The 12,599-nt window shown below is 58.0% G+C and carries 10 protein-coding genes and 1 pseudogene; 3 read left to right on the forward strand and 8 right to left on the reverse strand.

Annotated elements, in window-relative coordinates; translation table 11 throughout:
- Positions 1–55: 55 nt before the first annotated feature.
- The gene (locus FJD38_RS22325) at positions 56–451 is read left to right on the forward strand and encodes a RidA family protein (RefSeq protein ID WP_122786474.1); all 396 of its coding nucleotides are present in this window, start codon (positions 56–58) and stop codon (positions 449–451) included.
- 8 nt (positions 452–459) lie between these two features.
- Positions 460–1,653, forward strand: a complete 1,194-nt coding sequence (locus FJD38_RS22330; protein ID WP_122786473.1) for an amino acid deaminase — start codon at positions 460–462, stop codon at positions 1,651–1,653.
- A gap of 630 nt (positions 1,654–2,283) precedes the next feature.
- On the opposite strand, the gene FJD38_RS22340 is transcribed toward FJD38_RS22330, so the two are convergent.
- Together FJD38_RS22340 and FJD38_RS22345 are read right to left on the reverse strand one after the other, a co-directional pair.
- Positions 2,284–2,559: a peptidylprolyl isomerase gene (locus FJD38_RS22340; protein ID WP_122782148.1), complete on the reverse strand. Its 276-nt coding sequence runs from the start codon at positions 2,557–2,559 to the stop codon at positions 2,284–2,286.
- A gap of 68 nt (positions 2,560–2,627) precedes the next feature.
- Positions 2,628–3,926: pseudogene (locus tag FJD38_RS22345) on the reverse strand (ATP-binding protein); the annotation flags it as partial.
- A 241-nt stretch (positions 3,927–4,167) separates the two neighbouring features.
- Between FJD38_RS22345 and FJD38_RS22350 the strand changes: the two are divergent.
- A complete protein-coding gene (locus FJD38_RS22350; protein WP_122782146.1) occupies positions 4,168–5,466 on the forward strand; it encodes an OprD family porin in 1,299 nt (432 codons plus the stop codon).
- Positions 5,467–5,481: 15 nt separating this feature from the next.
- Here the strand turns inward: FJD38_RS22350 and FJD38_RS22355 are convergent, their stop codons facing one another.
- The 6 genes from FJD38_RS22355 to FJD38_RS22380 all read right to left on the reverse strand — a co-directional run bounded on the left by FJD38_RS22355 (position 5,482) and on the right by FJD38_RS22380 (position 12,595).
- On the reverse strand, positions 5,482–6,417 hold the full coding sequence (locus tag FJD38_RS22355) for a carbohydrate kinase family protein (RefSeq protein ID WP_146387622.1): 936 nt from the start codon (positions 6,415–6,417) through the stop codon (positions 5,482–5,484).
- A 5-nt stretch (positions 6,418–6,422) separates the two neighbouring features.
- Complete coding sequence (gene xylB, locus FJD38_RS22360) at positions 6,423–7,910, reverse strand: xylulokinase (RefSeq protein WP_146387624.1); 1,488 nt, start codon at positions 7,908–7,910, stop codon at positions 6,423–6,425.
- A gap of 303 nt (positions 7,911–8,213) precedes the next feature.
- A complete protein-coding gene (locus FJD38_RS22365) occupies positions 8,214–9,689 on the reverse strand; it encodes a mannitol dehydrogenase family protein (protein ID WP_146387626.1) in 1,476 nt (491 codons plus the stop codon).
- 13 nt (positions 9,690–9,702) lie between these two features.
- Positions 9,703–10,806, reverse strand: a complete 1,104-nt coding sequence (locus tag FJD38_RS22370) for an ABC transporter ATP-binding protein (protein WP_122782142.1) — start codon at positions 10,804–10,806, stop codon at positions 9,703–9,705.
- Between the two features lie 21 nt (positions 10,807–10,827).
- Positions 10,828–11,661, reverse strand: a complete 834-nt coding sequence (locus FJD38_RS22375) for a carbohydrate ABC transporter permease (RefSeq protein WP_122782141.1) — start codon at positions 11,659–11,661, stop codon at positions 10,828–10,830.
- A 7-nt stretch (positions 11,662–11,668) separates the two neighbouring features.
- A complete protein-coding gene (locus FJD38_RS22380; RefSeq protein WP_122782140.1) occupies positions 11,669–12,595 on the reverse strand; it encodes a carbohydrate ABC transporter permease in 927 nt (308 codons plus the stop codon).
- Positions 12,596–12,599 lie beyond the last annotated feature (4 nt).

Here is a 12,599-nt window from a genome sequence, read left to right on the forward strand (position 1 = left end):
ACTACGGCGTCCCTGACGCATGAAGCGTCTGTCATCAGCAGTGGAGTTTGCCTATATGAGCATCAAACGTTTCGGTACTGGCGCAGTCGGTGCAGGCGGTCAACCCTTACCTTTCGCCCGTGCAGTCGAGGCTGATGGCTGGTTACACGTCTCGGGGCAAGTGGCGATGGAGAACGGTGAAATCATCAACGGTGGCATCATCGAGCAAACTCACAAAACCATGCAAAACCTGATCGCCATTCTCGAAGAAGCCGGCTATGGCCTCGAAGATGTGGTGCGGGCGGGCGTGTGGTTGCAAGACCCACGAGACTTCTGGAGCTTCAACAAGGTATTTGCCTCGTACTTCAAAAGCGAACATGCCCCGGCGCGTGCTTGTGTGCAGGCCATGATGATGGTCGATTGCAGGGTCGAAATTGACTGCATTGCTTACAAAGCCAAAGCGAGGGCCTGAGTGTGTCGATGATTTTGAAAGGTGCTGCCCAGCCGGGTGCTGATCTGGTACGCGACGTAAGTTTGCCTGCGCTGGTGATTCATCGCGATGCGCTGGAGCACAACATTGCCTGGATGCAGGATTTTGTAACCCGCAGTGGTGCCGTACTGGCTCCGCACGGCAAAACCAGCATGGCCCCGGCGCTGTTTCGCCGCCAATTGGAGCAGGGTGCCTGGGGTCTGACCCTGGCCACGGCGGTGCAGACCTGCACGGCGTATGCCGGTGGTGTGCGTCGGGTATTGATGGCGAACCAACTAGTGGGCCGCGCCAACATGGCGTTGATTGCCGACCTGCAGGACGACCCGGCATTCGAGTTTTACTGCATGGTCGACCACCCGGACAACGTTGCGGCCCTGGGGGCGTTTTTTGCTGAGCGTGGCCAACGTCTCAACGTAATGATTGAGTACGGTGTTGTCGGTGGCCGTTGTGGTTGCCGCACTGAAGACGAAGTACTGGCTTTGGCGCAGGCGATCAAGGCACAACCGGCGCTCGCCCTCTGTGGGATTGAAGGCTACGAAGGGGTTATCCACGGGGAACACGCGGTCGACGGAATTCGTGCGTTTGCGGCATCCCTGGTGCGATTGGCTCTGCAACTGCAACGTGAAGGCGCCTTTGCCCTCGACAAGCCGATCATCACGGCCTCGGGTTCAGCCTGGTATGACCTGATTGCCGAAGGGTTTGAAGCTGAAGCGGCCAGCGGGCGTTTTCTGAGTGTCCTGCGCCCTGGCAGCTATGTGGTTCACGATCACGGTATCTATAAAGAAGCGCAATGTTGTGTGCTGGATCGACGCAGCGATCTGCATGAAGGGTTGCGCCCGGCGCTGGAAGTCTGGGCCCATGTGCAATCGTTGCCTGAGCCGGGTTTTGCCGTTATTGCGCTGGGTAAACGTGACGTTGCCTACGATGCCGGATTGCCGATGCCGTTGAAGCGCTACCGCGAAGGTGTGTTGCCCGCAGTGGGTGATGACGTCAGCGCGTGCAAGGTGACGGCGGTGATGGATCAGCATGCGTTTATGACCGTGGCACCCGGCACTGAGCTTCGGGTAGGGGACATTATCAGTTTTGGTACTTCACACCCTTGTCTGACTTTCGATAAATGGCGAACTGGCTGTGTGGTGGATGAGCAGTTCAAGGTGGTTGAGGCGATAGAGATCACGTTCTGAGTGTCAGGCTGTGAGCTTGTAGCTTCAAAAACAATGCCACTGCCGCCACCGAAACAGTGGGAACGACGCTGGGGCCCATCACAGGAGGCTGAACGCAGGTGCTGTTATGGGGGTGGCGAGGCAGGACGCCGAGCCAGCCGCGATCGGGCCAAGGATGGCCCGACACTCGGCGTTTGCCAAAAGTACCTCGCCGTAAGGGCGAAACCACAACTTCAACTAGACGCTAGTAATGGATATGTACTCGAAGCTTTTAATTGGCCTGCGTACATATCCATTAGGTGTATTAAGACGTTCTACGGGTTACGCCCTTACGGCGTGTCACTTTGCAAAAGCGGCAAAGTAACCAAAGCGCTTCCGCCCCCGCGTACGGCCCTCGCTTCGCTCAGGTGTCCCTCACTCCGGTCCCGCTCCGTGGGCACGCTGCGACGGGCCATCCATGGCCCGATCGCAGCTCTCCCGGCATCCATGCCGGTCGACCCACTCCGCAGAACCTCCACTCGGCCTCCCGACGGGGCGGTAGATCAAGATCAAGATCAAGATCACAAGCAAGATCACAATCAAATGCTCGCTTACGCTCTTGTAGCCGCTGTCGAGGCACGAAGGCTGCGATGCGGGCCGCAGGACCGCTGATTAATCTCGGTAAAACACTTGCACCAAGTGATAACCAAACTTACTTTTGACCGGCCCGTGCACCACTCGCAACGGCTTTTTGAAAATAATCTGGTCAATCACACCCACCATCTGCCCCGGTCGCACTTCACCCAGATCTCCACCGCGTTTGCCCGACGGGCAGGTCGAAAATTTCTTGGCCAACACATCGAACGCTTCGCCCTTGGCAATGCGTTGCTTTAATGCTTCGGCTTCTTCGGCAGTTTTTACCAATATATGGCGGGCTTGAGCTTTCATGTCGTGGGACCTTGGAACTGTGGGGCAATGTGCGCGGCCGCGGATTATGCCTGAGTTTCTTCAACATGGCGCGGCAGGTATACCCGCACGCAGGTGCCCACACCCACTTCGCTGCTGAGGCTGACATGCCCGCCTGACTGTTGGGCAAAACCGTAAATCATCGACAGACCAAGTCCGGTGCCGACGCCTACCGGTTTGGTAGTGAAGAAGGGATCAAAGGCTTTGGCAAGGATCTGCGGGTTCATGCCTGTACCGTTGTCAGACACTTCAAACATCACGTAATCACCCGAGTTAACGGTTTCAAGGCTGCTGATCGTGCGGCCATCAAGCACACTGTTCGCCGTTTTGATGCTCAGTGTTCCACCATCGGGCATGGCATCCCGGGCGTTGACTATCAGGTTGAGCAGGGCACTTTCAAGTTGCCCTGTATCGGTATTGACCGGCCAGATGTCTTGGCCCAGTTCAATAACCAGCTGGATCTTCGCGCCTTTGGAACTGTTGAATAATGCCTGCAAGGAGTTGACCAGCACGTTGGGGTCCAGCGGCTTTCTGTCCAGCGACTGACGCCTGGAAAACACCAGCAAACGGTGGGTCAGTGCTGCCGCACGCTGCGCAGAGGACACCGCAGCATCGGTAAAACGGTCAATTTCGTCACTGCGGCCTGCTGCGATGTAGCGTTTCATTAAGTCCAGACTGGCAATGATTCCGGTCAGCATGTTGTTGAAATCGTGAGCAATACCGCCCGTCAATTGACCGACCGCTTCCATTTTTTGCGCATGCAGCAGCGCGTCCTCGACCCGCTCACGCTCAAGCATCTCGTGTTGTAATTGCTGATTGGCCTGCGCCAGGGCCTGGGTGCGCTCGGCGACACGCTCTTCCAGGGTTTCATTGAGCTCACGCAGGGCTTTTGAGGTTTGCTTGAGTGCCGTGCGCCGACGGGATATTTGCACCGCAATCATTAATATGCCGGCAACCTTGCCTTGCTCATCGCGCACGGGGCTGAAGGTCAGGTCAAGCCATAGTTCGGTCGCGTGCTGGTGATCGGGCAGCACATAGTACTGGTCGACATATGACAGGCTTTGACCCGCCAGCACCGCTTTAATGATCGGCTGGCTGTACGTGCTGTACTCCGGCCAGCAGAGGTGGAACGGCTGGGTAAAAGCGGTGGGGTGTTTATGCCCGGCCAGTACTGCAAAGCTGTCGTTGTACACCTGCGTCAGTTGTTCGCCCCATAGCAAAAGCATAGGGACAGGCGAGCTGAGTACCACTTGCGCAGTGGTGCGCAAACTTTGCGGCCAGTCTGCAACATCCCCCAAGGGGCTGAGGGCGAGCGAGCGGCGTTGACTGCCAGAAAATACAACGCTCATGGATAAGTCCCGAGTCTGAATCTAAAAAAGTGCGTATTTAATGCTGGATACCGGCAAAAGGCCATCTTTTGAGCGAAAAGCCTTGAGATTGAGCCTTCGACTAAGGTCGTATGAGTGTCCGGCTAAGCCTTTCGTACAATTGCGCGTTTTTTCTGGATTGAGGTAAACCGTGCTGCCACTAGCAGTCGGTAGATCTTCGATTGGTTTTGTTGTGCGAATGATTCGCTGTTGGAGCTCGTCCATGGTTGTCCCTTTTTCATTGTCTCACTGCCGGGTTGCTCGGGTTGGCGCGCTGGCGGTGTGCGCCGGTTTTGCGGCTAACACGCAAGCGGGCGGTTTTTTTGAAGACAGCAGCGCCAAGCTGGAAGCCCGTACGGTGTATTTCAACCGCGATTTTCGCGATGGCAGCAGCTCCAGCCCCCAAGGCGCCTCCAAACGCGAAGAGACCGCAGAAGGTTTTATCCTTAATGTGCAATCGGGTTATACCGAAGGCACCGTGGGGTTTGGCCTTGATGCGCTGGGCATGCTGGGGATCAAACTGGACTCCAGCCCGGCCGACAGCAACAGCGGTCTTATGCCTTCGACAGGCCATGACCCGCGTCGTTCCAAAGATCAGTACGCCAAGTTCGGCCTGACCGCAAAAATGCGCGTTTCCGAGACCGTTCTTAAATACGGCGCGTTACTGCCAGATCTGCCGTTGCTCAAGTACAACGACGGCCGCTTGCTGCCGAACATGTTCAATGGCGCCATGCTGGTCTCGCAGGAAATCAAAGACCTGACGTTCACCGCCTCGCGCCTGAACCGCTATACCGCGCGTGACTCAAGCGATTCACAGGACTTGCGTCTGAACTGCAAAAACAAGCGCTATGCCTGTGATATCACCGCCGATCATTTCACCTTGTACGGGCTGGATTACAAGGTGAATGACCGTCTGACGGCGCAGTACCAATATGGCGAGCTGGAAGACATTTATCGTCAGCACTTTGTCGGTCTTTTGGCTAATCAACCGATAGGCCCCGGCGTGCTGGCGGCGGATGTGCGCTTGCTCAAGAGTGACAACGCCGGTTCGGCCAAGGCCTCGACCATCGACAACCGCGCGCTGGGTGCGCTGCTGACCTACTCGCTGGGCGGGCACAAGTTCGGCGTGGGCGGGCAGCGCATGAACGGCGAAACATCGATGCCGTACCTGGATGGCAGCAACCCGTATCTGGTCAACTACTTGCAGGTCAACGACTTCGCCAACGCTCAGGAACGTTCCTGGCAACTGCGTTATGACTATGATTTCAAGGCCGTGGGCGTCAAGGGCCTGACCTTTATGACCCGCTATGTGAACGGCGATCATATCAACGTCAAGGGCCGCGACGGGGAGGGCAAAGAGTGGGAGCGCGACAGCGAGCTCAAGTATGTCGTGCAAGGTGGCACGTTCAAGGACTTGAGCTTTCGCCTGCGTAACGCCACGTATCGCACCAACTATTCGAAGTTCGCCCGCGACGTGGATGAAACCCGTTTGATCGTCAGCTACAACCTGTCGATCTTTTAAACCGCGCGGCCTTGCTCACAGTTCTGTGCGGTAGGGCAAATCCGGGCCGGTTTTGCTGCAGGTCAGCGCTGCCGCCCGGCTGGCGAAATCGAGCAGGTCGTGAAGTTGCGACAGGCTCAGTTGCTGTAACCCTGCAACCGAGTCCAGGTTGTGCTCGGTAAGCCAGGCAATGATCGCCGCCTGAAAGGTATCGCCTGCGCCCACAGTGTCAGCGACCTTGACCGGGATGGCTGCGACAGCATGGTGGCCATGGGTACGGCTGAATACGCTGGCACCGTCCGCGCCACGGGTCAAAAACACCAGTTGGCAACGCTGTTTCAGCCATGACTGGGCTATCTGTTCGGGATCTTGCCCCGGATACAGCAGCTCGAGGTCTTCATCACTGACCTTGATCAGATCAGCGTAAGGAATGAGCTGGTTGATGCGCTCGCGCCACAGGTTGATGTCCGGTTGTGGATTGAGCCGCACATTGGGGTCGAGACTGATCAAGCGTTGCCCGCTTTCGCGTTGCACGAGTGCGAGCAAGGTGTCGGCTATCGGTTGCACCACCAACGAAAAGGATCCGACATGGATACCGCGCACTTGCGGGCCGAGTTCGGGCAGATGGTGAGCGTGCAGTTGCCTATCGGCGCACCCTTCGCCTCGAAAGCTATAGGCGGGCGAGCCGTTGGCGTCCAGGGCCACCATCGCCAGCGTGGTGGGGGAGTCCACATCCAGCAAAAATTGATCACTGACGCCTTCGTCCATCAGGACGCGCTTTAAACGACGGCCCAGATAGTCGGTGGACAGCCCGGCAAACAACCCGGCCTCAACCCCCAGACGGCGTAAGCCCACGGCCACGTTGAAGGGCGAGCCGCCGGCAATTGCCTTGAAATCGACCCGATTGGCCTGCTCACGGCTGTCGGCCTGAGCGAAAAAATCAAACAGTGCTTCTCCACATACCAGATACATAACATTCACTCGGATAAGGCTGCGACCTGTTGACGGTAGCGCAGATAGAGTTGTTCGTAGGCTTGAACGTTTTCGGCAATGGGCCGGCTTTCGCTCGTGGGGTCAAGGCGCACGCAGCGCTGGCAGAGATCGGCCAGCGTTTGCTTGCCGGCTGACACGCACCAGGCCGCCTGAATCGCCGCCCCCAATGCCGCGGCTTCGCTTTGTTCGGTACAGATGACCGGGGTGTTCATGATGTCGGCAACCAACTGACGCCACAACGGACTTTTTGATCCGCCGCCCACCAGGCGGATGGTCTGGCTTTGTACGCCGTTGGCGCGCAGTAGATCCAGACCGTAACGTAAGCCATAGGTGGTGCCTTCCAGTGCGGCCCGGCAGATATTGGCCGGGGTCATAGTGGTCAGCGTCAGGCCCTGAATGCTGCCCGTTGCGTCGGGCAGGGCGGGCACGCGCTCGCCATTGAGAAAGGGCAGCATGCTGACGCCTTCGGCGCCAATGGGCGCCTGACCGGCCAGGGTATTGAAGTCGTTGAGAGACAGCGACAGCAATTCGCGCACTGCGCTGGTGGTTGTGGTCAGGTTGAGGGTGCAGATCAGCGGCAGCCAGCCACCTGTAGACGAACAAAAGCCGGCCACACTGGCGTCCGGGTGGGTCGGCGGCTGCTGATCAAAGGCGTACACCGTGCCGGATGAGCCCAGGCTCATGGTGATGATGCCGGGCTCGATATTGCCGGTGCCGATGGCGCCGAGCATATTGTCACCGCCACCGCTGGCCACCACGGCCTGAGGGTTCAAGCCCAGTAGGCGGGCCACCTCCGGGCGCAGGGTGCCCACGGGTTGATGGGATTCGATCAGTTCGGGGAGGGCGCGTTCGAGCCGTCCGCCGGGGTCAATATGGCGCAGGATGCCAAGGTCCCATTGGCGCGTTTTTACATTGAAGTAACCGGTGCCGCTGGCATCGCCATACTCGCTACAGCAGCGACCGGTCAGCCAATGGTTGAGGTAGTCATGGGGCAGCAGGATATGAGCGATTTGCGCGAAAATCTGCGGGTGATGGTCGCGTGTCCAGAGCAGTTTGGAGACGGTGTAGCCCGGTGCGATAACCAGCCCCAGACGTTCAAGGCAGCCGGATTCGCCGCCGAGCCAGTCCAGCAACTGGTTGTTCTCGGGGGTCGATTGGGTGTCGCACCAGAGTTTGGCCGGGCGCAAGACTTGCCCCTGTGCGTTCAGCAAGACCAGCCCGTGTTGTTGGCCACTGACGCTGATACCGCGGATGTGCTGGCCATCGATATTGGCCTGGGCAAGCGCTTGACCGGTGGCCAGTGCGAGGGCGTTTAGCCATTGCTCAGTGTCTTGCTCGCGGCGACCGTGTTCGCCTTGAGTCAGGGTATGCGGGGCTGAGCCTATGCCCAGCACTTGTCCGGTATCGCTGTCCAGCACCAGCGCTTTGGTGCCTTGGGTTCCGCAATCGATGCCCAGAAACAAATTGTTCATGGCTGTGGCCTTATCAAGATCAAAAGCACCCTAACCCTCTCCCAGAGGGAGAGGGGACTGATTGGGGGTGGTAGGAGAATTGCGCTGAATCCGAAAAACACTTCGTTCAAAATCTTCCTCCCAGAGGGCGAGGGGCCGATTGGGGGGTGGTAGGAGAATTGCGCCGAACCGCAAACACCTCGTTCAATATCTTCCTCCCAGAGGGCGAGGGGCTGATTGGGGGTGGTTGGAGAATTACGTTGAATCGCAAACCACCTCGGTCAAGTCCCCTCTCCCTTTGGGAGAGGGCTAGGGTGAGGGGCTTTACAGCCGCACCACCCTCTCAAGCGTTCCACTCACGCCCACCTCCCGCAAACTCTTCACGCCCCACTCAACTGCCGCAGCAAATGCCTGCGACTGCCCGATCACACTGCCAAATATTTCCTCAACGGCCAACAGTCGCGGCACCATCAGTGCCTCATCCGCCACCAACCCTTGGCAAAATTCAGCCCGAGGATCGGGTATCGCATATGTCTGGCCTGTTTCATCAACCCCTTTGAGGTACAGCGCCCACGCCGCAACCACCAGCGCCGCACGCCTCAACTCACCCCCGTCACTAATCAACTGCTCAATGGTTGGCACGGTGAATTTGGGAAACTTGGACGAGCCATCCGAGCACACTCGCTCCAATTGGTCGGCAATGGCCTGATTGGAAAAACGCTCGACCAGCGTGTCCTTATAGATGGTCAGATCAATCCCCGGCACGTCGGCCAGTTGCGGCGTCACATCCTTGTCCATGTACTCACGCATATACGCCACAAACAGCGGGTCATTCATCGTTTCGTGAACGAAGCGATAACCCTTGAGAAACCCCAGGTATGTCAGCGCCAGATGGCTGCCGTTGAGCAGTTTGATTTTCATCGCTTCATAAGGGCTGACGTCATGGGTGAACTGCACGCCGACCGTTTCCCAGGCCGGGCGACCGTTGCAGAAATCATCTTCCAGCACCCACTGAACAAACGGTTCACACACCACGGGCCAGGCGTCGTCGATGCCCAACTGGGCGTGCAGCTGCTGACGATGGGCATCACTGGTCATGGGCGTTATGCGGTCAACCATCGCATTGGGAAAGCTCACATGCTCGGCAATCCAGTCATGCAGTTCCACATCCAGCAGGGCGGCAAAGGCCAGCAGCGCTTTGCGCGCCACGCCACCGTTGTGCGGCAGGTTATCGCACGACATCACGGTGAATGCCTGGGTGCCGTCTGCACGTCGCCGGGCGAGGGCGGCGCTGAGTACGCCGAACACACTGGTCGGCGTATCGGGGTGGGCCAGGTCATGCTGAATCTGCGGCAACGAGGCCATAAACTCGCCGTTGCTGTCGTCGATGCAATACCCCCCTTCGGTGATGGTCAACGAGACAATGCGAATGTCAGGGCTGGCCAATTTGTCGATGACCGCGCCAATACTGTCCTGTGCCAGCAACATGTCGCTGATCGAGCCAATGATGCGGCTTTGGCTGTCGTCGCCGTCGTCCAGTTCAAACAGGGTGTAGAGGTAATCCTGGCCAGCCAGATCGTCACGGACTTTACGGTCTTCATCGCGCAAGCCAATGCCACAGATGCTCCAGTCCAGGTCGCGGCCAGAATTGAGCAGTTGATCGGTGTAATACGCCTGATGGGCGCGGTGAAAGCCGCCAACGCCGATATGGGCGATGCCGTGCCGGGTGGCCTGAGCCAGGTAAACAGGCTTGGCCACGCGGTCAGTCAGGTGTTCGAGGTTGCGACGATTCAGTTTCATGGGGGCTATTCCGTTAGGCAGCAGCGCGCAGTGGACGGGTCATGGCCAGCCCCTCTGCGTCGAAGAGATGGCAATGCTCACTGTCCAGATGCAACTGCAATTGCTCCCCGTAGCGGCTGGCCATATCACCGCGGATACGCAGGGTCAGTGGCTCGCCACACGCCGTGTTGACGTGGCAAAAGGTGTCGCTGCCCAGCCGTTCACTGACATCGGCGGTGACGGTCAGGGTGCATTCGCCGGGTTTGGCAAGGTTAAGGTGTTCGGGGCGAATACCCAGAGTGACCGAACTGCCAAGGCTCAACGAAGGACCGCTCAAGGGCAGCTGGATGCGGGTGCCGGCGTCCAGTTGAACGTCGCAACCCAAGGCATCGATACGGCTGATGGTGCCCTTCAAAAAGCCCATTTTCGGGGTGCCCAGAAAACCCGCAACAAACAGATTGGCGGGCTGGTGATACAGCTCCAGCGGTGAGCCGACCTGCTCGACTTTGCCCGCATTGAGTACCACCACCTTGTCAGCCAGGGTCATGGCTTCGACCTGATCGTGGGTCACGTAAATCATCGTGGCCTGCAATTCCTGGTGCAAGCGTGCCAATTCCAGACGCATTTGTACCCTCAGGGCGGCATCCAGGTTGGACAGCGGTTCGTCAAACAGGAATATCTTTGGGTTGCGCACAATCGCCCGGCCAATCGCTACCCGTTGGCGCTGCCCGCCGGACAGGTGTTTGGGTTTGCGCTCCAGCAGCGGCGCCAGTTCAAGAATATGGGCGGCTTCATTGACCTTTTTCTCAACCTCGGCCTTGGCCACGCCCGCCAGGTCCAGAGCAAAGGACATGTTCTTGCGCACGGTCATGTGGGGGTACAGCGCGTAAGTCTGGAAGACCATCGCCAGATCGCGCTTGGCCGGAGTGACCTCGGTGATGTCGCGGCCATCCAGCTCGATGGTCCCGGCGGTCACTTCTTCAAGCCCGGCAATCAGGCGCAGCAGGGTGGATTTGCCACACCCCGACGGACCGACAAAGACCACGAACTCCCGGTCGTTCACTTCAAGGTCAATGCCTTTGATGATCGGGAAGCCTTCAAAACCTTTTTGCAGATTGTTGATTTTCAGATGGGCCATGACGGGCCTCCACTCGATATTTTATTTAACCGCGCCAAAGGACAAGCCGCGTACCAGTTGCTTTTGACTGATCCAGCCGAAAATCAAAATCGGCGCACAGGCCAGCGTCGAGACGGCCGATAATTTGGCCCAGAACAAACCTTCAGGGCTTGAGTAAGAGGCGATCAGAGCGGTCAACGGCGCGGCGTTGGATGACGTCAGGTTCAGTGACCAAAAGGCTTCATTCCAGCACAGGATCAATGACAGCAGCAGGGTCGAGGCCAAACCGCCCTTGCTGATGGGCAGCAACACGCGAACCATCTCCTGCCACAGGGTGGCCCCGTCCAGCCGGGCAGCTTCAAGGATGTCTTTGGGAATGTCCTTGAAGTAGGTGTAAATCATCCACACCACAATCGGCAGGTTGATCAGGGTGTAGATGATGATCAGCGCAGTGCGGGTGTCGAGCAGGCCAAAACTCTTGGCCAGCAGGTAGATCGGCATCAGCACGCCCACCGGCGGCAACATTTTGGTGGAGAGCATCCACAGCAACGTGCCCTTGGTGCGCTTGGTTTCGTAGAACGCCATCGAGTACGCGGCCGGGATGGCAATCAGCATGCACAGGGCGGTCGCGGTGAAGGAGATCACCACCGAGTTCCAAGCAAAGCGGAAATAGCCGCTGCGGTCTTCAATGTGAACGTAGTTTTCCAGCGTCGGGGTGAAGATGAACTGTGGCGGTGTGGCAAACGCATCGATCTCGGTTTTGAAACTGGTCAGCACCATCCAGAAAATCGGAAAGAAGATCAGGATTGCGATGGCCCAGGCCAGCGTGCCGAGCAGCACGCTTTGCAGACGACGGGATTGTTGAAGTGTCATCACTGTGCCCTCACGGCTTGTCTGTCAGGTTTTTGCCCAGCATGCGCACCAGCAGGATGGCGGCGATATTGGCGATGACCACGGCAATCAAGCCTCCGGCCGAGGCCATGCCGACATCGAACTGCACCAGCGCCTGGTTGTAGATCAGGTACGCCAGGTTGGTGGAGGCATAGCCGGGGCCACCGTTGGTGGTGGTGAAAATCTCGGCAAAAACCGACAGCAGAAAGATGGTTTCAATCATCACCACCACGGCAATCGGACGCGCCAGATGCGGCAGGGTCAGGTGCCAGAAAATCGCAATGGGGCCGGCGCCGTCCAGCCGCGCGGCTTCTTTCTGTTCCTGGTCGAGGGACTGCATGGCGGTCATCAGAATCAAGATCGCGAACGGCAACCATTGCCACGACACAATGATGATGATCGACAGCAAGGGGTAATGCGCCAGCCAGTCCACCGGCTGGGCACCAAATAGCTTCCACACCGCGGCGAGCACACCGGAGACCGGGTGAAAGATCAGGTTTTTCCAGACCAGTGCGCCCACCGTGGGCATGATGAAGAACGGCGAGATCAGCAATACGCGCACAATCCCGCGGCCCATAAAATCGGTCGCTTCGAGCAAGGCACTGATCAGTACCCCGAGTACCACGCTGATCAGCAACACACTGCCAACCAGCAGCAGAGTGTTGGTAGCGCCGGGCAAAAAGCCTGTGTCGGTCAGGAAGTAGGTGAAGTTTTCCAGCCCGACAAACTCGTTTTCACCGGGGTAGAGCAAGTTGTAGCGGATCAGGGAAAAGTACAGCGTCATGCCTAGCGGCACGATCATCCATAGCAGCAGCAAGGCCACCGACGGTGACACCAGAAACCAGCTGGGATCGAACCGGCGCGGCTTGCGCGTGGGCAGCGATGGCTCAAGTGCAGCGCTAACACTCGATATTGTCATGGTG

Origin of the sequence: Pseudomonas saxonica, from assembly GCF_007858365.1 — a bacterium.
Lineage (GTDB): Bacteria > Pseudomonadota > Gammaproteobacteria > Pseudomonadales > Pseudomonadaceae > Aquipseudomonas > Aquipseudomonas saxonica.

Excerpts from the sequence above, each read along its gene's own strand:
- xylB (WP_146387624.1), bottom strand. The coding sequence starts at position 7,910 with ATGAACAATTTGTTTCTGGGCATCGATTGCGGAACCCAAGGCACCAAA.
- FJD38_RS22370 (WP_122782142.1), bottom strand. The coding sequence starts at position 10,806 with ATGGCCCATCTGAAAATCAACAATCTGCAAAAAGGTTTTGAAGGCTTC.
- FJD38_RS22365 (WP_146387626.1), bottom strand. The coding sequence starts at position 9,689 with ATGAAACTGAATCGTCGCAACCTCGAACACCTGACTGACCGCGTGGCC.
- FJD38_RS22355 (WP_146387622.1), bottom strand. The coding sequence starts at position 6,417 with ATGTATCTGGTATGTGGAGAAGCACTGTTTGATTTTTTCGCTCAGGCC.
- FJD38_RS22380 (WP_122782140.1), bottom strand. The coding sequence starts at position 12,595 with ATGACAATATCGAGTGTTAGCGCTGCACTTGAGCCATCGCTGCCCACG.
- FJD38_RS22350 (WP_122782146.1), top strand. The coding sequence starts at position 4,168 with ATGGTTGTCCCTTTTTCATTGTCTCACTGCCGGGTTGCTCGGGTTGGC.
- FJD38_RS22340 (WP_122782148.1), bottom strand. The coding sequence starts at position 2,559 with ATGAAAGCTCAAGCCCGCCATATATTGGTAAAAACTGCCGAAGAAGCC.
- FJD38_RS22325 (WP_122786474.1), top strand. The coding sequence starts at position 56 with ATGAGCATCAAACGTTTCGGTACTGGCGCAGTCGGTGCAGGCGGTCAA.
- FJD38_RS22330 (WP_122786473.1), top strand. The coding sequence starts at position 460 with ATGATTTTGAAAGGTGCTGCCCAGCCGGGTGCTGATCTGGTACGCGAC.